Source organism: Aliikangiella aequoris (genome assembly GCF_053709105.1).
Genome location: NZ_CM132298.1, coordinates 753,981 through 777,646 on the forward strand (window position 1 = coordinate 753,981; position 23,666 = coordinate 777,646).

A 23,666-nucleotide genomic window follows, 5' to 3' on the forward strand; every position below is an offset into this window, starting at 1 on the left:
CCTCGAGTTTAAATGAGTTGTATTTTTTATATTAAGTACAGTAATTTGCCCCATTTTGCGCGTAGCTATTAAGGATTGCAAATTAGTGGTTTCCAAAACGGTGAAAAACTCGTTAGAATACTACTCAAATAAGCACATCAAGCATTGAGTGAGCAGTTTATCAAGCCATGATTGAAACAGACAGAATTATAAGTGCAACCAACCAAGGAGCCGAAGAGCAGGTTGACCGTGCGATTCGCCCTAAAATGCTCGCTGATTATGTTGGCCAGCCTAAAGTCAAAGCACAAATGGACATTGCATTTCAAGCGGCCCTAAAACGCCAAGATGCTCTCGACCATACGCTTATATTTGGCCCTCCTGGTTTGGGAAAAACAACATTAGCGAATATTATTGCCAACGAAATGCAGGTTAACATTAGGCACACTTCTGGTCCTGTACTAGAAAAAGCCGGCGACTTGGCTGCTTTATTAACTAATTTAGAAGAAAATGATGTACTGTTTATCGACGAAATTCATCGCTTAAGTCCGATGGTTGAGGAAATTCTTTATCCCGCCATGGAAGACTACCAATTAGATATTATGATTGGTGAAGGTCCGGCGGCTCGCTCGATTAAGCTTGATTTACCGCCCTTTACTTTAGTTGGTGCTACCACTAGAGCCGGGCTTTTAACATCACCGCTAAGAGATCGTTTTGGCATAGTACAGCGTTTAGAGTTTTATAATATTGAAGATCTGACTTCTATTGTGGCTCGTTCGGCTAAAATTGTGGGGCTACCTATCGATTTCGAGGGCGCTAAAGAAATAGCGCGTCGCTCACGTGGTACACCAAGAATCGCTAACCGACTGCTACGCCGAGTAAGAGACTACGCTGAAGTAAAGTCTGACGGTCAGGTCAATGCTGAAATTTCAGACTTAGCATTAAACCTTTTAGATGTTGATCATCAAGGGTTTGATAATATGGACCGAAAGTTGATTCTAGCAATCATTGAGAAATTTGATGGTGGGCCCGTAGGTATTGACTCTTTGGCGGCCGCTATTGGGGAAGAAAGAGATACTATCGATGATGTTCTTGAGCCTTTTTTAATTCAGCAAGGTTTTATTCACCGAACTCCCCGTGGACGAGTAGCTACGGAACTGGCTTATCAGTACTTTGGATTTAAACCTAACCAAAGTAAATAGTAATCGAATTTTCTGCCTAGTTTAAACCAAGGCGTGCGTTCCAATTTTTTGAGTTCAGTTTAAATTCTTTAACAATGTTAAATTGAGTGTTGGCGCGTTGTAAATTGTGCTGGCGAAATTGGGTTTTAAAATACTCATCGCCATTAAGATAGTCAGTTAAAAAGCGTACGCCAAGCATTAAGCTAATGGTTTGTGTTGCAACTAATAAGTGTTGCTTTTCAGTAGCTGTTATATGCGCATCTGTTGCGCTTAAAAATCCCTCGGTTAAAGCCTGTAAGCGCTCAAATTCTATACCAGGTAACTCGCTTTTATTATTCAACTGCTCCTTGGGCACATCGGTTTGTGTAAAGCTTCTCGCCATATCGGCATAGTCGAAAACCCAATAGCCGTGCATTATGGTATCCCAATCTATCACTGACTTAGCTTTATGAGTTGTACTACAAAAAAGAATATTACTGATTTTGGTGTCGTTGTGAACAACTCGCGGAAAAACTTTGTTGGCCGAGGTTAAGGGAGCCAGCCAATCAGCAAGATATTGATGCTGTTCAACAAAGGCTAATAAGTTTTTAACTTCATTTAGCCTACCTGCTTTATTAAGTGCTATCGCTTGCGATAACAGCTTTAATCTAAAGTTTAGGTCAAAAAAGTTAGGGATTACGCAATGTATTTGCTGTAACGGCATATCAATTAATGCCACATCAAATAAACCAACTGCATAGGCTCCTTGGTATGCTTGTTCATTGTTGCTAACTCGCTCAACAGTATAGCTATTTTCTACCCTGTTTATTAAGCGCCAATACTGTTGATCAACTTGGGTTAGAGTTTTGCCTTGTCGATTGGCTTTTGCGACTAAGCGGGTGAGTGGATAGCCATGTGATTGTAAAAAATTAGACACTCGATCAAAGTTTTGCTGCACCTTGCGCGGCTCTACAAAAATTTGATGATTAATACGTTGAACTATCCATTGCTGTTGGTTATCGCGCAGGGAGTAAGTGTCATTTATATGCCCACTAGCGATTGCTTGCAATTGACTAGCAGGCTGCTGAATAGAGTAGGCTTTTGCAAGCCTAGGCCAAATAGATTTCATTGATAAATGCGAATAAACTTTAAGTAGCGACTATCGCTCTAGGTTATTTTGGGCTCGACCTTCGCTTATAATGGTAATACTATCAATTTCAAAAGGCGTTCCCCATTGTTGTATCGTCATGGTATCGGTTTGCGAAATGCCACTAAATGCGATTTCTGCACCATCTTGTTGAAACTCTTTTGCAAGGTTTAAAGGTAACAGTCGCTTACCACTTTTAGTTGTAATTCCGTAAAATCCACCTTCTAAATCGTAGAATTGGATAGTGCCGCTATAACTTTCTATTTTAGGCATTTTATTTTTTTCCTTTGAAATTATTTTTAGAGTGTCTTTAGATACTCTTATTTCTTTCGATTTAGTTTGTGTAACTTGCTCTGTTTCTGCTCGGTTCGCATTTTCAAGCTCACTTTGGCAGCCACTAATACCGCTGGCTAATAATAGCAAAGTGACGATTGTAAAATATTTCATTTTATTTCCTTCTATTTATTAATGAAGACAACACTTTTTTATTTTAATGAAGACAACACTTTTTAAATTTTTTGCCGCTACCGCAAGGGCAAAGATCGTTTCTACCAGGCGTTTTTTCTGTCTTAATATAAGTTTTGTTAGAAATTGACGCTTGTTGCGGCTGTTCTTCTTCGGCCGATAAGTCTTTACCTAGCATACCCACAGCTGAAAGAAGATTTGGTAAAACCTTTAAACAGCCTGCATTGTCTGGTAGTTGCGCTAATAATTCGGGTTGTGCTTTTGCAATCCCTTTTTCATTGATAAAGCGCGCTAATATCATATTAAGTACGGAAAGACTGCGCGCTTCATCAGTATTTGGATCGGGCAGTTTACTATCCCATACTTTAGACAACCAGTTGTAGCCCTGCAAGTAACCTTTTGCGAAATCTTTTAGTGCTTTATTTGCTGCTCCAGTCGGTGTTACGCCCATTTTTTGTGGTAGCTCAATTTGTTGGCCTTGATCAAATAAGGTGACACAATAATTCCACCAAGCCATTAAGTTAATAGAAAATGTTTTAGCTTGTTGCTCGTCTTGGAATTCTAAGGGCGTTTCGGGGCTCGCTTTGAGTTGCTCCATCCATTCTGAAGGCTTTATGATTTCTGGGCTAGACGCCACAGCGGTAAGTAAACCTAAAGCTTGGTGTAGCCCAATAAATGTGTTTGAAATTGTCGGTTGCTTAAAGCAGGACTCTAACTTTTTTAAGTCAAAACTTGGCATATATTCTCTCAGACAGTATTTACTGTATAGAATTGTACAGGTTTTTCTTTAAGTTGGCTTTAGTCTTTATACTTAGTGCTATTTTAATTCTGGAGCTATTTAAACTGCCTTAGGTGTCTTTGAATGGTTCGCTTGTGGTGTTTTGTGCACAACTTGGCGGCGCTTTATTTGCTTAAAATTAGTTAAATAGTCAACTAGGCAATAACTAGCCAGCACGAGTAGTGCAATTAAAGCCATATAAACACTAAGGTTCAATGCACCAATGAAGGCGAAGGCAACAGGAGTTATTATCATGCTAGCAGGCATATCACTTCCTTGTTAATCGGATTTAAGCATGCGCTCTAGAGGAGAGCGTTGAAAAATTTTAAGGCTTAGCTGTCTCAAGGCAATTATTCCGAATAAAATCAGATAATATTCGGATGAAGCGACAAGGCTTGTTGCCTCGCTAGGCTGTTCTAAATGCTGAAATAACCATTCGCAAACGAAATAACAAAGCCCGCCGTAAATTGCGATAGAAAGAATAAGCTGCCATGAAACCTTTAGCCATTGAAAGCAAAGTAAAAGTGGGTATATCGCAAGTCCAATAGCAATGATAGCCAAGTTAGATGCGACAAAGTAATGTGAACTAATCTCAGCATTAGTAATGCTTACTAATCCAAAAACAAGTGCGCTGAGTAACGCGGTATTAAATATTATAGTCGTATCCAGTGATTGAATTATTTTTCCTTTGATGTTCGAGCGAGCGTGCTGCGGCCAAAGGTGAGCAACGGATTTAGTGTTAACCAGTAGTTGCCGAGATTCCATGAGTACATTAAATACCAGCGTAAAAACATACAGATTACAAAAAAATACAACGCTATACGGCTCATCTTTTTCACCAATAAAAGATAGCAATAGTATTACAAGAAAGTAAAATACGCTCATCAATCCGCAGCGGTTGTGAGGTAGGTTGATTAGCCAATGAATATTTTTTTGCGGATTTTTCTTTGTTAATGAACGACGAATAAAACGGTTTAAAAAAGAACTCCACTTATAGTAAAAAGGCAAATTAACATTGTTTTTAAAAATATTCATCATGTAAGTAGACTGCTGAGAATATCCTAAAGGCTGCTTATCTTGATAGTATAGGAAAACAGTTACAGTCAATAGCGCTAGGTTACAAGCTAGCACCCAGTTAGAAGCAACCGCTTCGTCAGGTAAAAATGTCCATACTAGCCCCAGTAAAAAAAATGCTAGTCGTTTGAAAAACGAGTTTCCTAATAGGTAATAGGCAAAGCAAAAACCGCTTGTTATAGGGTAAATAAATGCAGTGCTTACAAGCGATAAGTGTAGGCTCAAGGTGACAAACTGAGCTAAGTAAAAGCAAGCCAATATTATTAGGCTAGCGTGCAGCAAGTTTATGCGGTATCGCGGGTTAAGCCGCCACAAATGATGGCGCTTAAATTTGACAAGCCCTACCGCTACATAACCACTAAAAAAAATGCTCAAACTAGTGTGAACTGATAATAAATATGACCAAACCTCATGTTCTAGTTTCAGCTGAACTGTAAAAGACATGGCAATACAGGCAATAATGATTAAGGCCAAAGTTATTTTAGAGTGGAAAAGTAACTTGAGCAGGCTAGAATTACTGGTTAGCATGATTTACCTCTAAATACCAGTCTTCTAATGATAGCGGAATAGAATCAATTTTAGCTTCGGAAAATTGCTGTTGAATTTCGTCTAAACCCAAGCCGGGTCTAATAACTGTCGCTGTTGCACCAAACTCATGTACGCGACAGTTTGACAAGAAAGCTTTAATTGATGCGAAGTCTACTGGCGCAGACTGTGATATTTTAAGGTGTGCGATATTTTCTTTTAGCTCATCGATGGTGTAGTAAAAATCAATTTTTCCATCAATTAGCAAAGCTACCTTATTGGCGACTCGCTCAAGATCAGAAACAATATGAGTAGAAAAAATAACCGTTGAGTTGAGCTCATAAGCTTGTTCAACGAGCTCTCCTAAAAACTGTCTGCGCATGGTAGGATCGAGGTGAGCGACTGGCTCATCTAGAATAAGTAGTTCAGGTTTAACCGACAGTGCTTGAATGATTCTTAAAATCTGTTTTTGTCCGCCGGATAAGTCACCAATAATCTTGCTTGTTTCTAAATTCCAACGCTTTTGTAATGACTGGCAGTAGGCTAAATCAAACCCAGAAAAAAAACTACCTAAATACTTTAAGTAAGAGTCAACTTGCATCCATTCAAAGCCTTTTGTGTCTTGTGCAACAAAGGCAATTTTTTCCCGCTCTAGTTGAGATAAATCTTTCCAGCTCTTTCCCCAAATTTTTAAGCTGTCGTGAGATGAGTTTCTGAGCTGCATTACCGACTCTAACAAAGTACTTTTTCCCGCGCCGTTTTTGCCTAATAAGCCGACAATATCGCCAGCTTGAATTTCCCAGCTTAGGTCTTTTAAAATAGGCTGCTTATCGAAGGACTTACTCATATTTTGAATGGAAATTACAGGCTGCATCTTATTACTCTTAGCTATTTCGTTTAATGGATAAGGTTTGCTGAACAAGAGTGACAATTTGTTCATCATCAAGCTGGCTTTTACGGGCGGCCGATATAAAGCTATTAAGCTGGCTTTCTACATCTGATGGAATGCTATTTTCTTGTTCACTCTTGGCGACTAACATGCCTACCCCTCGCTTTCTAATTAAAACCCCTTCTAGTTCTAGCTGCGCAAACGCTTTTGATATAGTCATTGGGTTTATTTGTAAAGCTCCGGCTAAATTTCTCACTGAAGGAAGTTGTTCACCAGGCGATAATAGTCGCATTTTTATGGCTTGCTTTATTTGATCAATAAGCTGCCGATAAATTGGCACTCCCGAACTTGGGTTGAGCGAAAATAAGTGAAGCAATGACTCCATAATGGCTGCTTAGCCTATTGACTACGGCAAGAAAGTGAAGAGTCTTTGTGCTGATTTGCCCGACTAATTTTCTCTAACAAGAGAAGATGGCTCATGGCAAGACTTGGCAATAAGATAATGCTGAAAAAAGCTGATCCGCCAAGTAAAGCACTTGAAAGTATGGCACTTGCCCAGCAAATAGCGCTGATGGTTATAGGTGATTTAAATAGGTGGCTCATAAAGCGTCTCCTTATAGCGGTTTTTCAGTGTAGCTTTGTGGTATTGGTGTATTAATATAATGATACACTCGGTGAAGGTCAAGTTTTTTTCAACAATTAAATTAAGCTTTTAATTACTTTGAGCAAAAAATAAGCTAGAATGCGCGCCCTTTAGCCCAATGCGGCTATGGAAACATTCACTTTTCAAATCCCAGTAACAGCAGGCACTACAATTGATTTCAACAGCAAATATCACCATGCAGTTTGGCGCTAAGCCGCTCTTTGAAAATATATCGGTTAAATTTGGCGATGGTAATCGTTACGGTTTGATTGGCGCAAATGGTTGCGGTAAGTCGACCTTTATGAAAATTTTAGCCGGTAAGCTAGAGCCTTCGGCTGGGCAGGTGATGTTAGATCCTAATGATAGGTTAGGTGTATTAGGCCAAGATCAGTTTGCATTTGAAGAATATAGCGTGATTGATACGGTTATAATGGGGCACAAGGAATTATGGGAAGTGAAGCAGGAGCGCGACCGTATTTATAGTCTTGCTGAAATGAGTGAAGCTGAAGGCATGGCTGTCGCCGATTTAGAAGTAAAATTTGCCGAAATGGACGGTTATACGGCAGAGTCGCGAGCAGGCGAACTTTTACTTGGTTTAGATATTCCAACTGAACAGCACTTTGGGTTAATGAGTGCCGTTGCTCCAGGGTGGAAGTTAAGAGTGTTACTAGCGCAAGCCCTGTTTGCTGATCCCGATATTATGTTACTTGATGAGCCAACAAACAACTTAGATATTAATACAATTCGTTGGCTAGAAGACATATTAAATCAGCGCCAATCAACGATGATTATTATTTCTCATGACCGTCACTTTTTAAACAGTGTTTGTACTCACATGGCCGACTTAGACTATGGTGAGCTACGTTTGTACCCTGGAAATTATGACGAATACATGATGGCAGCAACTCAAGCGCGTGAAAAACTGCTTTCCGAAAATGCGAAGAAAAAAGCTCAAATTGCCGAACTACAAACTTTTGTAAGTCGCTTTTCTGCCAATGCATCGAAAGCCAAACAGGCAACTTCACGCGCGAAAAGAATGGAAAAAATTGAGTTGGCAGAAGTGAAGGCGTCAAGTCGAGTCAGTCCGTTTATTCGATTTACCCAAGAAAAGAAGTTATTTCGTTTAGCTTTAGAAATGGAAAATGTTGCTAATGGCTACGATGATTTACTTTTTAATGAAGTCAATTTAATGATCGAAGTAGGCCAAAGAGTTGCCATTATTGGGCCTAATGGGGTCGGAAAAACCACTTTTCTAAAAACCTTAATGGGCGAGATGCCACCAAAATCTGGCGAAATCAAATGGTCAGAAAATGCTAAAATAGGTTATTACGCACAAGACCATACCGAAGACTTTTTGCAAGATATGTCGGTTTTTGAGTGGATGAGTCAGTGGCGAAATCCTGGAGATGATGAACAGGCTGTTCGCGGTATATTGGGGCGTATGCTGTTCTCGCAAGATGACATTAAAAAGTCTGTGACTAAACTGTCTGGTGGAGAAAAGGGGCGCATGATGTTTGGCAAATTAATTATGCAACAACCCAATATTTTAATAATGGATGAGCCAACCAACCACATGGACATGGAGTCGATTGAAGCACTTAACTTAGCATTAGAGCATTATGAAGGGACTTTGTTTTTCGTTTCACACGATAGAGAATTTGTTTCTTCATTAGCGACTCGCATTATTGATATGAAGCCCGAAGGAATTACGCATTTCGAAGGCAAGTACGAAGACTATTTAGTTTCGTTAGGTATACAGCAGCAAGCGAATTAGGCTTAAAATTCAAACGCTCATGACTAACTATGAGTGTAAACCTAAGTAAGGTTCGCGGCTCTTAATGGTACGAAAAAATGAGCTACTTTTCAGTAGCTCATTTTAAATTACGACTCTTCGACTAACACTTCCTCTTCCGCTTTAGGGCAGCAGCGATATTCCTGCGAGCTTTCTAGTAGTTCTATTTTCTTTTTAAGTAATTGGTTTTCTAATTTCTGACGTTCAATTTTTAACTGAATCATTGCACCGCGAGCATCTTCGCAGGTATTGCAGTCATCTAAGCAGCCTTTAACGATTACTCCTGAAGTTGGAATGCTAGTAGAAAATTCGAAATTAAATTCCGCTTCTAGCTCTTTAGTTATTCCCCCTTCTTTAGTTAATATTTTGCTTTTAACTAAGTCATTTTGAATATTACTGAGCGCTTGGTTTTTTACTGAATCGGCAAGCGGCTGAGCGTTTAGACGTAAGTTTGACAAGGATAATAAGCTGCGCGTGTGACTCGGTTGAGCTGTCATATTAAAGGCGGCTTTTCGTGCACTCATTTTTTCTACTTGGTTTGATGTCGCCAAAACTGCGGTAGGAATCACCGAGAGTTTGCTGTCTGCAACCACGGGTCGATTGACAATACTCGTATTGGCTACAGGATCAATGACGCGTGTTTTAACCGCTCGAATTTTAAACTTAGTGGTTTGAACTTTGTCGAGCTGATAGAACAAGTAAGTGACCGAATGACATTCGTTTTTATTCTCAAAGCTTCGGCTACTACTTTCTAAGTGAGACTCACTTTCGCCCTCTGCGTGTTGGCGAGTTTGCACTTCGCCTATTTGAACTGCATTGGTTGATCGTGTCATTTGCACTGAGCGGTTGTGGGATGATTCCGCATGAACATTTAGCTCGCGTAAAAAGTCTCGGCTAGATTGAGCATTGAAGCTTCCTTCAACTGATACCGAACCGCCTAAAAAAACGGTCTCTAAAGGGCTGCTCGTTCCGGCGCTGCTTGAGGCACTACCGCTAGAGCTAGAGTCGTCGTTAATGGACTCTCTGCTCTCTAGGTCGCTCATAAGCTTTTCAAAAGACTCCATATAATATTGTTCTTCTGCGGATTGCTCATGGCGATAAGATAATTGAGACTCTGCATCATAAGACCAGCGAGTCTTTCGATTTTGAGTGAATAATCTCACTTTTTCACCGGGTAATAAACTCGTGCTGTAAACTAAATTACCTAATTGTAAGGGGCCTGTGCAGCGTTCAGCCCTAACATGAATTGCAACTTCAACCGCAACTCTTTGTTCTCGGTTATCTTGCTTTACGTCTGTGTAGTGGGTTAGTCGATAGATAAAATCAACATAGTCACATTGTTTGCCAGTAACTAAATCTGGGCAACATGGGGTAGTCTGTTTCATTGTCAGCTCCTTTGAAAATTCAATGAATAAGGTTAATTAACGCTGGAATGCGTAACCTATTAAACAGCAAAACTTGTAATGCGAAGACCACTTAAATCCTTTTAAGTTTAGATAACAGATAGGTGCATTTTGCAGCATCAAGAATATTAAACGGAATCACGGGTTAGGCTGCAATTAAATATTACAAAATTGAGATTGTTTAGGTCTAACCTACAGATCTTTCAGCAATTACTTACACGCTCTACCGCTTAATGCTTAGGTGCTATTGCGGTCAATTACAATATTGCCTATGCTGCGTAAATTATTTTAGAAATTTGAGAAAGCTCTACCAATGAAAATAATTAAAGCGCAAACTGCATACGAATTTTGCCAGGCCGCCGAGCTATTTAAAGCTTATCAAGCCGAACTAAATGTTGATTTATGTTTTCAAGGGTTCAATGAAGAGCTAGCAAACTTACCAGAAAAATATGCGGCGCCCTACGGCGCTATCTTTTTAGCAGAGCACTGCGACCACTTCGTTGGATGTGTTGGCGTACGCAAGCATGAAGCGGGAGTGTGTGAAATGAAGCGCTTATTTTTGCAGCCGCAAGCAAGAGGATTAAAAGGAGGATTCAAGTTAGTTGAAACAGTTATTGCTGAAGCAAGGCAACTTGGCTATCAGTCAATGAAACTAGACACATTAAAGCGCTTAGTGCCTGCGATCAAACTTTACCAAGAGTTTGGTTTTCAAGAAGTTCTTCCTTACTATGCGAACCCACTAGACGAAGTTGTCTTTATGGAGCTTAAACTTTAGGTAAAGCAAAGCGGCTTATTTTCGCTTCCTTCCGAGCTCACTTAGTAAACGCCAAATCAACCCTATTTTAAGTCGGTTTTTGAAAGAAAAATTAACATTTTTCAATAATTTAGCGTTAAAAGCTCATAAACTACTCAAAATTGCCATATTTTTACATTTTAAAGGTTAATTTCTGTGATTTAATTGGTTATAGTGCCTCCATTCATGCGCTAATGCGATAATTACAAATTAATATGTCTGCGGAATTTATTTGGCCAATTAGAGTCTACTACGAAGATACGGATGTTGGCGGCGTGGTTTATCACGCTAATTATTTAAAGTTTTTTGAGCGAGCTAGAACCGAGTGGTTACGAAACCTAGGAATTGATCAAGCCGCGCTAATTACCAAAGATTTGGTATTTGCGGTTAAAAGTGTCAATACAGAGTTTGTGCTACCGGCAAAATTTAACGATCATTTAGAAGTCGTGTCTCGATTGTCGGGGTTAAGCGGTGCTAGTTTGGTGTTTCAGCAGTCGCTATATTATCAAAATGATCGAAGTGTCTGTTTATGCCAAGGCGAAGTTAAAGTGGTTTGTTTAACCTTATCAACATTTAAACCCTGTCGTATTCCGACAGAAATAAAAGAGGAGTTTCAGCGTGTCAGCTGATATGTCAATTTTAAGTTTATTTCTACATGCTAGTTTGGTCGTGCAGATTGTCATGGTGGGTTTGCTCGTTTTGTCGGTTGTTTCATGGGCGATGATTATCGACCGAAATAGAGCGTTAAAAGCTGCGGTGATAGCTGGCAATAAATTTGAAGAGCGCTTTTGGTCAGGAATTGACTTAAGCAAGCTTTATAATGACTTAACTAGTCGGCAAGCCCAACCGAATGGAATGGAGCTATTGTTTTTAGCGGGTTATAGAGAGTTTGCTAGACTTCGCAAACAGTCTGGTACTTCTGCGCAAGCGGTTATGGATGGCACTCACCGTGCAATGCGAGTTGCTTACTCGAGAGAAATCGACAAAATTGAAGTCCATTTATCTTTCTTAGCTACTGTGGGCTCAACCACGCCTTATGTGGGTTTGTTTGGAACGGTTTGGGGAATTATGAACTCTTTTATAGCACTTGGTGCGGTAAAGCAGGCGACATTAGCAATGGTTGCACCAGGTATTGCTGAGGCACTTATTGCAACTGCTATGGGGCTATTTGCAGCAATTCCCGCGGTTATCTTTTACAACCGCTTTACCCATCAGGTTCAGCGAATAGAAACTCAATACGAAAATTTTGTTGAAGAGTTTTCTGGGATTTTACATCGCAAAGCCCACAGTCAGTCAAGCGGACAGTGAGTAAGTACTTATGAATTACGCTCCTATTTCGCGCAAAATTAAGCGTCGGCCGGTAGCAGAAATTAATGTAGTTCCTTATATCGATGTTATGTTGGTGCTATTAGTCATTTTTATGATCACCGCGCCATTAATAACGGCTGGGGTAAAAGTAGACTTACCAGAAGCAGCCGCCGAGCCTATGTCGTCTGACGAAGAGCCGCCTTTAATCGCGAGCATAGACGCCAGTGGGAATTATTACTTGTCAGTCGGCGAGTCACAAGATCAAGCCTTAGAGTCGCACCAATTAATTGAGCTGGTATTAGCTCATAAAAAACTAAACCCTAAGGTTCAAGTTATGATTAATGGTGACCGGAGCGTGCCCTACGACAAGGTAGTGCGGTTAATGGTACTGCTTCAAAGTCAGGCAGGAATTGAGTCGGTTGGCTTAATGACTGACCCTGAAAAGTAAAAGCGACGACACAATGATTATTAATCAAAACGTTAAACTGATTTCAGAGTTCAAAAGGTTTTATGAAGTTTAATTCAGCGATAGTTTTATCTTTGATTGCGCATTTAGGCTTACTGGGACTGCTTGTGTCTAACTTTCAGTTTGCCAAAATCGAAATTCAACCCTCAGGGCAGACGCTGCCACAGATTAATGCTCGCGCAGTTAATAATCAACGGGTTGAGCAGCTGGTTGAAAAACTCCAACAAGAAAAACTGTCGGCTCGTAAACAAGAAGCCGAGCGCTTGCAAAAGCTCAAGAGGGCTCAAGAGGCGGCGAAACAAAAGCGGCTAGAAGAAGAGCGCAAAGCAGCACAAGCAAAGCAAAAGGTCGCTGAAGCTGAACGCAAACGAAAAGCGGAAGAGAAAAAGGCGGCAAACCTTAAGCAAAAACGGATAAAAGAAGAGCAAGAGCGTAAGAAAAAGGCACAGCAAGAGGCAAAAGCCGAAGCCGAGCGAAAACGTAAAGCTGAGCAAGAGCAGCAGCGCAAGTTGGAAGAAGAGCGTAAACGTAAAGCCAAAGAAGCAGAAGAGAGGCGCCGTAAAGAAGCCGAAGAAAAAGCCAGGCAGGAAGCGCTTGAACGGGAAATGATGGAGCAAATGGCGCGTGAACAAGCAGAGCTCAATGCGGCTCATCAGGCTCAAATTAATTCTGAGTTAGCTAAGTTTAATAGCTTGCTGGAAGGTAAAATAAAGCGAAACTGGATTGCTCCGGAGCAAAAAAATCATTGTATTTTTGAGATAAAAATTGCACCTGGCGGTCTTGTTTTAAGTGTTAAAACCATATCGGGTAACCCGAGGCATTGTGAATCGGGCGAACGTGCTATCTATAAGTCAGAACCATTGCCAGTGCCAACCGATCCGGATGTATTTGCAGTATTTAAGACTAGGACTTTTAAATTAGAAAATGAAGATAATGAAAATTAAATATTTAATCTTATGGGGCTTAATTAGTCTGTCTTGGAATGCTTTAAGCGAAGAAATTAAGCTCGACTTTGTGATTAGTGGAGGCCTGGATAGCGCGCGCCCGGTGGCGGTTATTCCTTTCTCTTGGCAAGGTCAAGCCATTACACCTGAACATGATGTCGCAGCGGTAGTGGGTGCAGACTTACGCCGAAGTGGCCGATTTGCACCAATGGAGCGCCATTTATTAGTGCAGCAAGTCGATAAATATAGCGATGTGAATTTAGCATTATGGCGAGAGAAAGGTATTGAAGCCGTGGTTGTCGGTAGTGTTCAAGAGCAAATTGATGGTCGCTTACGTGTTTCTTATGAACTAGTTGATGTGTTTAAAAAGCAGCAAGAAGTCAGAAATGGTGAGCTAGTCTCTGTTGATCGTAATCGGTTAGATGCCTACAGTGTGGTGATTGATGCCGCCGACTTGCGATTTCACGCTCATCGTATTGCTGATAGAGTTTATGAAAAACTCACTGGTGAGCGAGGCGCTTTTGCAACCCGAATTGCATATGTAAGCGTTAATCACAACCAACCAAAGCCATACGCCTTAATGATTGCCGACTCAGATGGCTATGCGCCACAAACTTTATTTGTTAGCGCGCAGCCTATAATGTCACCGGCATGGTCACCAGATGCCACTAAAATGGCTTATGTTTCCTTTGAAAATGGCCGTTCTGAGGTATATATACAAGATATTTATAAGGTGAATAGTCGTCAACGAGTTGCTGCCTTTGAAGGAATTAACAGTGCGCCAGCATTTTCGCCAGATGGACGCCGTCTAGCGCTTACCTTATCGCGCGGTAGCAACCCAGAAATTTATATTTTAGATTTAATGAGTCAACGCTACTCAAAAATTACCAATAATCCAAACTCGATAGAAACTGAGGCGAGTTGGTCACCGGATGGTCAAAGTCTGTTGTTTACCTCTGATCGAGGCGGCAGGCCGCAAATATATCGCCAAAACTTAGCGAGCACGCGGGCGCAAAGGGTCACTTGGGAAGGAAATTACAATGCGAGTGCTGCCTTAACGCCCGACGGAAAAACAATGGTGCTAATTAATCGAACTAATGGTATATTTCACGTTGCGGTGCAAGATATGGAAACCAATAGCATGCGAACACTGACTGAGACATCACTTGATGAATCTCCCAGTTTAGCGCCTAATGGCAGTATGGTCATTTATGCGACGGTATATCAAGGTAGACAGGTTTTATCGGTGGTGTCGACCGATGGACGATTTAAGGCACGCTTACCCGCAAAACAAGGTGAAGTTAAGGCACCAGTGTGGTCGCCTTATTTAAATTGATTGACGTCACGATTTGAACAAATGTTAATTGTGTTTTTGTGTTCAAATCATACATAATATGCCAGTTTATAACATATTAACTAATAGCTAAAAAATAGGAGCATCAAATGTCTATCATCAAATTGGGGAAAGGTCTGGTTCTTGCTGCATCTGCAAGTTTATTATTTGCTTGTGCGGGTAAACAAGAAGCTGAGACTGTAACTCAACCAGTAGTAACAGAAACACCAACCGAAGTTACGCCACCAACAAAAACGCCTGAGCAGCTAGCTGCAGAAGCTAACGCTGAAGCTCGTGAAGCGCGTACAGTTTACTTTGAGCTAGATGACGATACCGTTCAGCCTTCAGGCCGTGCTTTGTTAGAAGCTCACGCATGGTATTTAGCTAAACCTGAAAATTCAGGTACAGTTATTACAATCGAAGGTCACTGTGACGAGCGTGGCACACCAGCATACAACTTAGCATTAGGTGAGCGACGTGCAAAAGCAATCGCACAAATCTTAATGTTAAATGGTGTTTCTTCTTCACAAATTAAAACCGTTAGCTATGGCGAAGAAAAGCCAGCAGCAATGGGGCACGATGAAAGCGCATGGTCTCAAAACCGTCGCGGTGAATTGAGCTATGAAGGGTAAGCCCTTTTTAATGGTGGCGACTTTAGTCGTCACCAACTTCCTCTCTTTAGTTGTAACTGCAGAATCCTCTCTAGAGCAACGAATTCAATACTTAGAACAACAAGTTAGCACTCGCGCCCAATTGCAGACTGAAATGAGTATGCAACTAACCGCGTTACAGCGAGAAGTTAAAGAATTGCGTGGCATTGTGGAAGAGCATCAATTCAAATTACAACAGATTCAAGAGCGTCAACGAGATCTGTATCGTGATATTGATAGTCGGTTAAGTGCTTTGCCCCAAGGTCAGGTAGCAGTACCTGCAAATAACACTAACTCAACACCGAGTAACACTAATACTAGCACGGCGAATAGCGTTGAAACGCCTAAAGTTAGCGGTGGAGAGCGGTCTGAGTTTGAAGCGGCTTTTGGTTTGGTTCGCAATCGTCAGTATGCTGAAGCCATTAAGCAGTTTGAGTCATTTTTAGTTAAATATCCGGCTGGAGCTTATTCTGACAATGCCAGGTTTTGGATTGGTCAGGTTTATTTTGCCCAGTCAAATTTAGCAGCTGCTGAGCAACAATTTAATACACTTGTTGCAACCTTTCCGGACTCTTCTAAAGTGCCTAATGCTTTGTTAAAACTTGCTGAAATTAAAGTGAAACAGGAGCAATGGTCAGAAGCAAAACGTATTTATAATGAAGTCGTTACTCAATATAGCGGTGCGTCTCAGCAGTTGGCTCGCAAAGGTTTGCGAGATATTAAGCAGCAAGGGCATTAAGCAGCTAGCGCATTAAGCTTCCATAAAGAACTTTTAAAAGCCTTGTTATACAAGGCTTTTTTATACCTGCGATAAGGTAAACCTTATACAAACGTCGTTAAATTTTAAAGGTAAAATTCTAGCGTTAATTGATTAAGCGTGTCGCTTTATTGAGCGATTATTAAAACGTATTTTTTAGCTTCATTTACTTGCTCGAAATCTAAGTAAAACTCCGGTAAAATTAGCCCCAACTTACGCCATAAAAACGATGTGAAAAATTTGTCACGAATAAGAATTAGTGAAATCTTCTACTCGCTACAAGGGGAGTCTTCTAGCATTGGTAAGCCAACGCTTTTTGTGCGCTTTACTGGTTGTCCTTTGCGCTGCGTCTGGTGTGATACCGAATATGCTTTTAGTGGCGGTCAATACTGGGAAATGCCAGACCTTATCGCAGAAATTGAAAGCTATTCTCCTCAGCATATATGTATTACAGGCGGTGAGCCGCTTGCTCAAAAAGCGGTTTGCGAGCAATTAATGGCTCAGCTTTGCGATAAAGGCTATAAAGTTTCTATTGAAACGAGTGGTGCAATTGATATTGCTCAAGTTGATGCTAGGGTAACTAAAGTCATGGACTTAAAAGCACCAGACTCAGGCGAAATGAGTAAAAACCTTTACGCTAACATTGCGCATTTGTCGACTAATGATGAAGTCAAATTTGTCATTATGAGTCGGCGTGATTACGACTGGGCAAAAATGCAAATAAATGAATATGATTTGGCGGCAAAAACCAATGTTCTATTTTCGCCATGCTTTGGTGAAATTAATGAACGAGAATTAGCCGAGTGGATTATTAAAGATAATTTACCGGTACGCTTTCAATTACAAATGCATAAAATTCTTTGGGATGATGCAGCCGGGCATTAACTTCTAGCCAAAAACTGCTGGTAGAATTATCGAAAACTAACTGAGTGATAACTAACTTGAGCCAAACACAGACCAATCAAACAGCCGACCAAAAGACGAATAAGAAAGCCATTATTCTTTTTTCTGGCGGGTTAGACAGTACGACTTGTTTGGCCATTGCCCAATCTCAGGGGTATAAATGTTATGCGCTAAGTTTCAGTTATGGTCAAAAGCACTCATCGGAATTAGAGGCCGCAAAGCGTATTGTTCAGCAGTCTAATGCGGTAACGCATAAGATAATAGACTTAAACTTAGGTAGCTTTGGTGGCTCGGCCTTAACTGATGAACTTATCGATGTGCCAACTGAAGAAAGCGATGGTATTCCTTCGACCTACGTACCAGCAAGAAATACCGTATTTTTATCGGTTGCTTTAGCATGGGCAGAAGTACTTCAAGCTGATGCGATTTTTGCCGGTGTTAATGCAGTTGATTACTCTGGTTACCCAGATTGCCGTCCCGAATATATTCAAGCCTTTCAAAGTATGGCCAACTTAGCAACTAAAGCGGGCATTGAAGGTCACGGTGTAAAAATAGAAACGCCACTAATTGCTTTAACTAAAGTAGAGATTATTCAACTAGGTCACCAATTAGGCGTAGACTACGCTCAAACCGTTTCTTGTTATCAAGCTGATACTAACGGGCAGGCGTGTGGGCAATGTGACTCTTGTAAAATTCGTCAGCAAGCTTTTAATTCCGCTAATGTTGCCGACCCCACTCGCTATTTTAATAAAGCATAAATGTTTTTTGACGGCCAGTATCAGGACTTTTTTCGTCCGCTCACCAGCAAGTATCGCGAGCAAATTCTAGAATGCTTACAGCTGCTTTATTCTAGGTTATATACCAGCCAAGCAGACTATTCTCAATTGCTTTCAAGGGAAATCATTATTGAAACTTTTCAAGAAGCGATTGCTAGAGCGCCATTATTAGAATCTCAATTAGAAGACGAATTTACACCCTCAGCACGAACCGAAAGAGAGCAAGCAAACTGGACTTTAAATTTGTTGCTCGAGCATGCTTGGTTAGAAAAACAAGTTGACGAAGCAACACTGCAAAGTTCATATGCGTTTACCCGGATAGGAAGACTATTTACGCAGCCCTTTATTGAACTTAATCAAGGACGTTTTAGAACTCGGCATAGAAATACTCGTAACACTCGAAACGCACTGAGTATGTTTCTGGAACAAGGTGATGTTTATGATTTGTTAGACGCATTTGAATACTCAGAGCGAATTATAAGCGATTTCACCGATGTAATTGGAGAGCTAGACGAAAGAAAGCGCTCGCTTATCCAAGAAGTGGAATCTCAGCAGCTAGTTCAAAAAGCGAGTGACGAATTTTTCGAATTTATGGAAAAACGATTTGTTCCTGATCTGGCAATTCGGCTTTCAGTTGATAGTGTAGAAAAATATCGTGACGAAATAGTCTCGACCATCAATAGCGTGAGAAGAAAGCGTAAAGATTTTAAAGTAAAAGTAGAACAGGGCTTGCGCAAGGCGGTTCCCGAGCTCGTTAGTTCGACCCAAGAATCTGTGCTAATGAACTTACTAGATAAGATAGAGCAAAGAATACACAATGCAAGCGAGATCATGCTACCAGCCTTGCGTAAAGCTTTGCTCAGTTTTACCCGTCGTGCCGATATTATTATGCGTCAATTGAGTTTTTCTTATCAAAGCGGTGGTGATGAACTTATTACCAGTTTGCGTCACTTAAGCCAATTAGATGAATCACAGTTTCTACAAAGCTTGGCCAGCTTAAGTGAGCATTTTGCAGAGTTAAAATTAGAATTATTAGACCCTTCACAGATTAAAATATACGCTGGTCGCAGCAAAAAAATAGTCGATACGCGAGTAGAAGAAAATACCGCAATGAGCGCTGAGTCTCGAAAAACGTTTTATTTACAACAAGTGTTAGAAAAGGCGTTTATGGTTAATAACCAACAGTTAAGTGACTATTTAATTGACTCGCTCGCAAGTGGGCATCAAATTAAGCTTCAGCAATTGCCAGTGAGCAATGCACAGCAGCTTATTTTAAGAAGTCACGCAATTGAAGCGGCAAGTGCTGGCAGGCAGTCAAGCGAGTTTGAATTTAAAATAGAACCTACGGGTAAGCGCGTCAGTGATGAATACTTTTCTGAAGGTGATGAGTTTACGCTCGAAGTTATGAGAAATGATAATGCAACTAAATGAGTTTTTAACGCAGCAGTTAGACGAGCTTGGCGTTTCTATAAGTGAATTTCAAGAACTGGTTGTTCGACTATTGAATTATTCTGTCATAGTTCGTAGCGAAAGCCATACTGAACAGCAACTATTTGATCGATTACTTCGCTGTAAAGAACTTGTTGCTGAATACTTAGATATTATGGGAATTCAAATTTATATTGACAGTCAATTTGAATACGTTCGAATCTATCCACCGGCAAGCGAAATTCCCGGCGTTCAAGAAGCACAAGAAAATGCTTGGAGTGGCAGCTTACGCCAGCGATTGTCGCAAATGGAAGTAGCGCTTGTGTTGATCATTCGAACCCAATATGAAAAAGCATTAAGAGAAGGCAAAATTGACGAGCAAGGATACGCATTAGATTCAGTTGAATCATTAACTATCGCCTTCAAAAACTTGCTGGGTAGAGGGTTGCCAGAGAAATTGACTGAGCGCCGTAAGTTATTTCAACGATTACGACAATTGCGCGTAATTGAATACCGTGCTGATGAAGCATTTGAAAGCGGAGATAGTTGGATAAAAATACATCCGATGATTGTTACTTTTGTTAGCAACCCCGCAATAGCAGCATTACAAACTATTATGAGCGATCAAACACCCGATGAGCTAGAAGAAAAATCTGACCAAAATATCAGCGAACGAATTGATCAAAAGCTGGCTAATGAAACACAAGTAAGCAACAAGCGTGATGAGGATTTTACATGTTCTTAAAGAAATTGATCATGGTGAACTGGGGTAATTTGCCCAATGGGGAATTTGAGTTTGGTCCGGTCAACTTATTCTCTGGTGGAAACGGCTCCGGCAAGACTACTGCAGCTGATATTATTCAAACCATTATGACCGCGGCCCATGAAAATTTATTTCAATATAATCCGGGTCAAGATGAAACAACGCAAAAAGGCAAAGGCGGAAAAAAAGTTCGTACGCTGGCATCTTATATATTAGGTTGCGACGACGGTAGTTATGCGCGAATTAATCCAACCGATGGATATATGGCCGCTTCATTTTATCCGTCTGCGGGCGAGAGCGGTGAGCCATTTACCGCGATGTTGGCGGTTCGTGCTTTTTTAGAAAATGCGGGCAATAACCGCTTGCCACGTCAAGATGAATTAGTTTTTTATATTCTGACTCAACAACAAAATAGAGGCTTGCAGTTAGCAGATTTACAGCCGAACAATCAAGTGCTGACATTAGATAATCTAAATTTAACGCTGACCCAAATTTTTGGCCAGTCTTGTGTCGAAAAATATGAAACAAAGCGAGCTTATTTGCGTCGACTTTACGGAGCTCTTCGCGGCAAGAAAGATGCAGTTTCTGAAGTTGAAGCATTAAATGCAGCCAAAGCTTTTTCTCGTTTTATGGCTTACAAACCCGTACAAAGCATTAATCGTTTTGTAGCTGATGAAATTTTAGAAAAGAAAGATTTAGGTGAAGCTGTCAGATCGATATCGAGTCAGCTAAAGACGATTCATAGTATGGAAGCTGATGCTTCAAAAATTAGAGACTCTGTAGAACTATTGCAAAATGCAAGTCAACTTAGCCAAAATTATATTGAAGGCTGGCGTGACTTACAGGTTTCTCGTTATACGCTTGCTAAGAGTGAATATTTGATCCGTCAATCAGCTTATGTAGCGGCAAAAGATAAACAGCTTATACTTAAAAATCAAGAGCAGGAAGTTGAGCAGCAAATTGAAATCAACAGTGCCAGGGTTTCGCAGTTACATGAGCAAAGAGTTGCGCTTGAAGCGCAGCGAATGGGTATTGAGTCACTTCAGAAAAAAGATGAACTAGAAAAGCAGCGCAACCAACAAAATAAAATGCTGAGCCAGATTGGGGTAAAATTGCTGCAGCAAAACCAAGACCTAGAACACGCTACTATGGCGACGAAACAAATTGTCTCTCTACTACAATCACCTCAATTGCAAAACGAGTTGCCCTTTATTGCCAACTTAAACTGTTTAGCTCAAGCAAAAAAAATTGTAAAACAAGATCCCGCTAATGCTTTAGACGTTCATGGGTTATTGAGTAGTGATATTTTAAATGATATTCAAGGGGTAGAAAGTCAATTAGACAACTTACGCCAAGTAGAAGCTAACTATAATCAGTGGGTCGCATTTTGGATTGAGCAACAATCAGAGCAAAAAACTTTAGTCACTCAAGTCGCTAACTGTTTAGACCGTGCTGAAAATCAATATCGAAATATCGAGAAAGAGCGCCAGCAAGTAGAACGAAAGATTGAAAAACTACAGCAAGCTAAAGCGATATATCCGGATTACGTCGAAAAGGCAATTGAGGCCATTAAAAGAGACTATCCACAAGCTGATCCCAGAGTATTATGTGACCATGTTGAGGTATTAGATAGTCAGTGGCAAACTGCCATAGAGGGCTATTTAGGTGGCTCACGCTTTTCCATCTTAGTTGACGAAGCCTTTGAAGCACAAGCGATTAGAGCAGTAAGAAACTTGCCAGGCCGAGCCAGCCGTGCCCGCGTTATTCAAGGCAGTAAAGCCCACAAAGATGCCGACAGAGTTAATTTAGAGTCTGACTCTATTTGCAACTTATTAAAGTTTTCTCATGCAGTAGCCAAAAGCTATGTCATGGCGAGCTATGCTAGTGTAGTTCGTGTAGCTGATGAAGAAGCCTTGCGCAGTACTAGACGAGGACTAACCGTTGATTGCCTTGCTTCAGGTAACTATGCAATGTTTCGCTGCGATATTAGTGAAAGTGATTTAGTCTTTGGACAAGAAGCAAGAGAGCGCGCATTAATTGGTTGGCAGCAAGAATTAGATAAACTTACTGAGCAATGGAACCAAGTAAATTCAACTATGCTTGAATTAAAGCAGCTGGCCGAGCAAATAGCAAAGTTAAAACCAATGCAAATGAGTGAAGCCCTTTCTCATGCTTTAGAGTGCCGACGCGAGCTGCAAAAGATTGAAAGTTTAATCGCGCAAATCGATGTATCGGATCATCAAGATTTAGAAGATAAGCTGGTTCAATTAGCACAAGAAGAGACGTCACGACAAGAGCAGAATACGCAGCTAGTAGAAGAGCGCGGTAAGCTAAAAAATAAGCTAGAAACACTCGTAAAAAGTTATAAGCAACTGAGTGCTGAGCAAGAAGCCACCTTGAAAGTGGTAGAAAAGAGCGAAGATGATTTACAAAAAATTCTTGCTATATGGCCAGACTTCTCTCTCGAAGCTCATTTAAATCAGGCTGATATAGCCGCTCAGTCATTAGATAAAGCATTGCAAGAAAAGTTAGCTCAAGAGCAGGAGAGCTTACTCTATCAATATGAAAAGCGCCTAGACGACGCTATTAAGCGTCACAACCAGTTGTGCCCGCCCGGTGACTCTTTAGTTTACGAATCTTTTAATGAGAGCTTAGACTTAGCGATATTTAAGCGCATTGTTAAACTGCAGCAGCAAGTGGATAATATTTTTAACCGCTTGAAAAACAATATTCTTTTAGAAAAACACCAGCAACTAAAGCAACTTAAAGCGAGCTTTAACCATACTTTTGTTAGTAATTTATGCCACTCAATCCACCAAGCGATTAATGATGGCAAAAGACAAATTGAGCTGCTCAATAAAGAGCTTGAGAATCATCGCTTTGGCGATGATCGCGAAACTTTTCGATTTGATTATCGCTGGGTACCGGAGTTTAAAGAATATGCTCGCTTCTTTGAAGAAGTCATTAAGAACCCTGACCTGAGTGAGGGGCAAACATTATTTGAAGCCAACTTAAAGCAATCTTCTGTGCAAATCAGAGATAGACTTATGAATATGCTGTTAGATGAAGACAGCGACAAAGCCTTGCGAGAATTAGCCCGAATTGCTGACTATAGAAACTATCGCGAGTACGAAATTTACAAAGAAGTCGAGGGAAAACCTCCAATTGCATTAAGTGAGTATGGAACTGGTTCCGGTGGGCAGCTAGAAACGCCTGCTTATATTATTCGCGCAGCGGCAATCACATCGGCATTTAAATTTTCCGAAGGGCGTTGCCATTTAAGAACCGTATTGGTTGACGAAGCTTTTTCTAAAATGGATGAGACCCGGTCTCGAGAAGTGATTAATTATTTAACTGAGTCGTTAGGCTTACAGTTGGTTTTTATCATGCCTACAAGTAAGTGTGGACCCTTTATGGATTTAATCAGTAATGAATTTGTTTTTGCTAAGTGCCCAAGCGAAACTAAACGTGGTGAACTAAACACTAGGGTATTAGTCGATAGAAAAGTTTGCAACCAAAAAAAAATAAAAGCCTTATGGGCTAGCCATAAACGAACCGTTTACCGACAAGCAGAACTTGACTTTTTAGCCGAGCTCGATGCGCTTAACAACAGTGATAGCGAAACTCAAGACGTAGAAGCGATTGCTGATTAAGTTGTTCGCGCTAGATTGCTGTTAGCTTAACAGACCGTGG

The 23,666-nt window shown here is 40.7% G+C and carries 23 protein-coding genes; 15 read left to right on the forward strand and 8 right to left on the reverse strand.

Annotation, left to right across the window (positions count from 1 at the left end; translation table 11 throughout):
- The first annotated feature begins 167 nt into the window (after window positions 1–167).
- The gene (ruvB, locus tag ACUR5C_RS03345) at window positions 168–1,178 is read left to right on the forward strand and encodes a Holliday junction branch migration DNA helicase RuvB (RefSeq protein ID WP_454466936.1); all 1,011 of its coding nucleotides are present in this window, start codon (window positions 168–170) and stop codon (window positions 1,176–1,178) included.
- A 16-nt stretch (window positions 1,179–1,194) separates the two neighbouring features.
- On the opposite strand, the gene ACUR5C_RS03350 is transcribed toward ruvB, so the two are convergent.
- The 7 genes from ACUR5C_RS03350 to ACUR5C_RS03380 form a co-directional block, all read right to left on the reverse strand.
- A complete protein-coding gene (locus tag ACUR5C_RS03350; RefSeq protein ID WP_454466937.1) occupies window positions 1,195–2,265 on the reverse strand; it encodes a phosphotransferase enzyme family protein in 1,071 nt (356 codons plus the stop codon).
- A 30-nt stretch (window positions 2,266–2,295) separates the two neighbouring features.
- Entirely contained in the window at window positions 2,296–2,730 is a 435-nt protein-coding gene (locus ACUR5C_RS03355; protein WP_454466938.1) for a hypothetical protein, read from the reverse strand.
- 43 nt (window positions 2,731–2,773) lie between these two features.
- Entirely contained in the window at window positions 2,774–3,487 is a 714-nt protein-coding gene (locus ACUR5C_RS03360; RefSeq protein ID WP_454466939.1) for a UPF0149 family protein, read from the reverse strand.
- 318 nt (window positions 3,488–3,805) lie between these two features.
- A complete protein-coding gene (locus tag ACUR5C_RS03365; RefSeq protein WP_454466940.1) occupies window positions 3,806–5,128 on the reverse strand; it encodes a hypothetical protein in 1,323 nt (440 codons plus the stop codon).
- A complete protein-coding gene (locus tag ACUR5C_RS03370; protein WP_454466941.1) occupies window positions 5,115–5,999 on the reverse strand; it encodes an ABC transporter ATP-binding protein in 885 nt (294 codons plus the stop codon). The genes ACUR5C_RS03365 and ACUR5C_RS03370 overlap by 14 nt, the downstream gene beginning before the upstream one ends.
- A 10-nt stretch (window positions 6,000–6,009) precedes the next feature.
- Window positions 6,010–6,399 carry a GntR family transcriptional regulator gene (locus tag ACUR5C_RS03375; protein WP_454466942.1) on the reverse strand — a complete coding sequence of 130 codons (390 nt, stop codon included), beginning with the start codon at window positions 6,397–6,399 and terminating at the stop codon, window positions 6,010–6,012.
- A 14-nt stretch (window positions 6,400–6,413) separates the two neighbouring features.
- Window positions 6,414–6,617 carry a hypothetical protein gene (locus ACUR5C_RS03380; RefSeq protein ID WP_454466943.1) on the reverse strand — a complete coding sequence of 68 codons (204 nt, stop codon included), beginning with the start codon at window positions 6,615–6,617 and terminating at the stop codon, window positions 6,414–6,416.
- Between the two features lie 212 nt (window positions 6,618–6,829).
- On the opposite strand from ACUR5C_RS03380, the gene ACUR5C_RS03385 reads away from it, so the two are divergent.
- Window positions 6,830–8,431, forward strand: coding sequence for an ABC-F family ATPase (locus ACUR5C_RS03385; protein ID WP_454466944.1), 1,602 nt, complete (start codon window positions 6,830–6,832; stop codon window positions 8,429–8,431).
- A 107-nt stretch (window positions 8,432–8,538) separates the two neighbouring features.
- On the opposite strand, the gene ACUR5C_RS03390 is transcribed toward ACUR5C_RS03385, so the two are convergent.
- Window positions 8,539–9,834 (reverse strand): hypothetical protein, encoded by a 1,296-nt coding sequence (locus ACUR5C_RS03390; protein ID WP_454466945.1) that lies wholly within the window; start codon window positions 9,832–9,834, stop codon window positions 8,539–8,541.
- Window positions 9,835–10,165: 331 nt separating this feature from the next.
- Between ACUR5C_RS03390 and ACUR5C_RS03395 the strand changes: the two genes are divergently transcribed.
- The 13 genes from ACUR5C_RS03395 to ACUR5C_RS03455 all read left to right on the forward strand — a co-directional run bounded on the left by ACUR5C_RS03395 (window position 10,166) and on the right by ACUR5C_RS03455 (window position 23,626).
- Entirely contained in the window at window positions 10,166–10,627 is a 462-nt protein-coding gene (locus ACUR5C_RS03395) for a GNAT family N-acetyltransferase (protein ID WP_454466946.1), read from the forward strand.
- Between the two features lie 233 nt (window positions 10,628–10,860).
- Window positions 10,861–11,274 (forward strand): tol-pal system-associated acyl-CoA thioesterase, encoded by a 414-nt coding sequence (gene ybgC / locus ACUR5C_RS03400; RefSeq protein ID WP_454466947.1) that lies wholly within the window; start codon window positions 10,861–10,863, stop codon window positions 11,272–11,274.
- The gene (gene tolQ, locus ACUR5C_RS03405; RefSeq protein WP_454466948.1) at window positions 11,264–11,953 is read left to right on the forward strand and encodes a protein TolQ; all 690 of its coding nucleotides are present in this window, start codon (window positions 11,264–11,266) and stop codon (window positions 11,951–11,953) included. The genes ybgC and tolQ overlap by 11 nt, the downstream gene beginning before the upstream one ends.
- Before the next feature lie 10 nt (window positions 11,954–11,963).
- On the forward strand, window positions 11,964–12,401 hold the full coding sequence (gene tolR / locus ACUR5C_RS03410; RefSeq protein WP_454466949.1) for a protein TolR: 438 nt from the start codon (window positions 11,964–11,966) through the stop codon (window positions 12,399–12,401).
- A 62-nt stretch (window positions 12,402–12,463) separates the two neighbouring features.
- Complete coding sequence (gene tolA / locus ACUR5C_RS03415) at window positions 12,464–13,363, forward strand: cell envelope integrity protein TolA (RefSeq protein WP_454466950.1); 900 nt, start codon at window positions 12,464–12,466, stop codon at window positions 13,361–13,363.
- Window positions 13,353–14,699 (forward strand): Tol-Pal system beta propeller repeat protein TolB, encoded by a 1,347-nt coding sequence (gene tolB, locus ACUR5C_RS03420; RefSeq protein WP_454466951.1) that lies wholly within the window; start codon window positions 13,353–13,355, stop codon window positions 14,697–14,699. The genes tolA and tolB overlap by 11 nt, the downstream gene beginning before the upstream one ends.
- Before the next feature lie 107 nt (window positions 14,700–14,806).
- A complete protein-coding gene (gene pal, locus ACUR5C_RS03425) occupies window positions 14,807–15,328 on the forward strand; it encodes a peptidoglycan-associated lipoprotein Pal (RefSeq protein ID WP_454466952.1) in 522 nt (173 codons plus the stop codon).
- Window positions 15,318–16,085, forward strand: a complete 768-nt coding sequence (gene ybgF / locus ACUR5C_RS03430; protein WP_454466953.1) for a tol-pal system protein YbgF — start codon at window positions 15,318–15,320, stop codon at window positions 16,083–16,085. Before pal ends, ybgF begins: the two co-directional genes overlap by 11 nt.
- A 258-nt stretch (window positions 16,086–16,343) precedes the next feature.
- Window positions 16,344–16,988 carry a 7-carboxy-7-deazaguanine synthase QueE gene (queE, locus tag ACUR5C_RS03435; protein WP_454466954.1) on the forward strand — a complete coding sequence of 215 codons (645 nt, stop codon included), beginning with the start codon at window positions 16,344–16,346 and terminating at the stop codon, window positions 16,986–16,988.
- Window positions 16,989–17,044: 56 nt separating this feature from the next.
- Window positions 17,045–17,764 carry a 7-cyano-7-deazaguanine synthase QueC gene (gene queC, locus ACUR5C_RS03440; protein WP_454466955.1) on the forward strand — a complete coding sequence of 240 codons (720 nt, stop codon included), beginning with the start codon at window positions 17,045–17,047 and terminating at the stop codon, window positions 17,762–17,764.
- Complete coding sequence (locus ACUR5C_RS03445) at window positions 17,765–19,213, forward strand: Wadjet anti-phage system protein JetA family protein (RefSeq protein ID WP_454466956.1); 1,449 nt, start codon at window positions 17,765–17,767, stop codon at window positions 19,211–19,213.
- Window positions 19,200–19,955, forward strand: a complete 756-nt coding sequence (locus ACUR5C_RS03450; protein ID WP_454466957.1) for a DUF4194 domain-containing protein — start codon at window positions 19,200–19,202, stop codon at window positions 19,953–19,955. The genes ACUR5C_RS03445 and ACUR5C_RS03450 overlap by 14 nt, the downstream gene beginning before the upstream one ends.
- On the forward strand, window positions 19,946–23,626 hold the full coding sequence (locus ACUR5C_RS03455) for an ATP-binding protein (protein ID WP_454466958.1): 3,681 nt from the start codon (window positions 19,946–19,948) through the stop codon (window positions 23,624–23,626). Before ACUR5C_RS03450 ends, ACUR5C_RS03455 begins: the two co-directional genes overlap by 10 nt.
- Window positions 23,627–23,666: the final 40 nt, after the last annotated feature.

What these genes read in the sequence shown, in the direction of transcription:
- ACUR5C_RS03450 (WP_454466957.1), top strand. Translation starts at nt 19,200, where the DNA reads ATGCAACTAAATGAGTTTTTAACGCAGCAGTTAGACGAGCTTGGCGTT.
- ybgF (WP_454466953.1), top strand. Translation starts at nt 15,318, where the DNA reads ATGAAGGGTAAGCCCTTTTTAATGGTGGCGACTTTAGTCGTCACCAAC.
- ACUR5C_RS03375 (WP_454466942.1), bottom strand. Translation starts at nt 6,399, where the DNA reads ATGGAGTCATTGCTTCACTTATTTTCGCTCAACCCAAGTTCGGGAGTG.
- tolB (WP_454466951.1), top strand. Translation starts at nt 13,353, where the DNA reads ATGAAAATTAAATATTTAATCTTATGGGGCTTAATTAGTCTGTCTTGG.
- ybgC (WP_454466947.1), top strand. Translation starts at nt 10,861, where the DNA reads ATGTCTGCGGAATTTATTTGGCCAATTAGAGTCTACTACGAAGATACG.
- ACUR5C_RS03365 (WP_454466940.1), bottom strand. Translation starts at nt 5,128, where the DNA reads ATGCTAACCAGTAATTCTAGCCTGCTCAAGTTACTTTTCCACTCTAAA.
- pal (WP_454466952.1), top strand. Translation starts at nt 14,807, where the DNA reads ATGTCTATCATCAAATTGGGGAAAGGTCTGGTTCTTGCTGCATCTGCA.
- ruvB (WP_454466936.1), top strand. Translation starts at nt 168, where the DNA reads ATGATTGAAACAGACAGAATTATAAGTGCAACCAACCAAGGAGCCGAA.
- ACUR5C_RS03390 (WP_454466945.1), bottom strand. Translation starts at nt 9,834, where the DNA reads ATGAAACAGACTACCCCATGTTGCCCAGATTTAGTTACTGGCAAACAA.
- ACUR5C_RS03350 (WP_454466937.1), bottom strand. Translation starts at nt 2,265, where the DNA reads ATGAAATCTATTTGGCCTAGGCTTGCAAAAGCCTACTCTATTCAGCAG.
- tolA (WP_454466950.1), top strand. Translation starts at nt 12,464, where the DNA reads ATGAAGTTTAATTCAGCGATAGTTTTATCTTTGATTGCGCATTTAGGC.
- tolR (WP_454466949.1), top strand. Translation starts at nt 11,964, where the DNA reads ATGAATTACGCTCCTATTTCGCGCAAAATTAAGCGTCGGCCGGTAGCA.
- ACUR5C_RS03360 (WP_454466939.1), bottom strand. Translation starts at nt 3,487, where the DNA reads ATGCCAAGTTTTGACTTAAAAAAGTTAGAGTCCTGCTTTAAGCAACCG.
- ACUR5C_RS03355 (WP_454466938.1), bottom strand. Translation starts at nt 2,730, where the DNA reads ATGAAATATTTTACAATCGTCACTTTGCTATTATTAGCCAGCGGTATT.
- ACUR5C_RS03455 (WP_454466958.1), top strand. Translation starts at nt 19,946, where the DNA reads ATGTTCTTAAAGAAATTGATCATGGTGAACTGGGGTAATTTGCCCAAT.
- ACUR5C_RS03370 (WP_454466941.1), bottom strand. Translation starts at nt 5,999, where the DNA reads ATGCAGCCTGTAATTTCCATTCAAAATATGAGTAAGTCCTTCGATAAG.
- ACUR5C_RS03395 (WP_454466946.1), top strand. Translation starts at nt 10,166, where the DNA reads ATGAAAATAATTAAAGCGCAAACTGCATACGAATTTTGCCAGGCCGCC.
- ACUR5C_RS03380 (WP_454466943.1), bottom strand. Translation starts at nt 6,617, where the DNA reads ATGAGCCACCTATTTAAATCACCTATAACCATCAGCGCTATTTGCTGG.
- ACUR5C_RS03445 (WP_454466956.1), top strand. Translation starts at nt 17,765, where the DNA reads ATGTTTTTTGACGGCCAGTATCAGGACTTTTTTCGTCCGCTCACCAGC.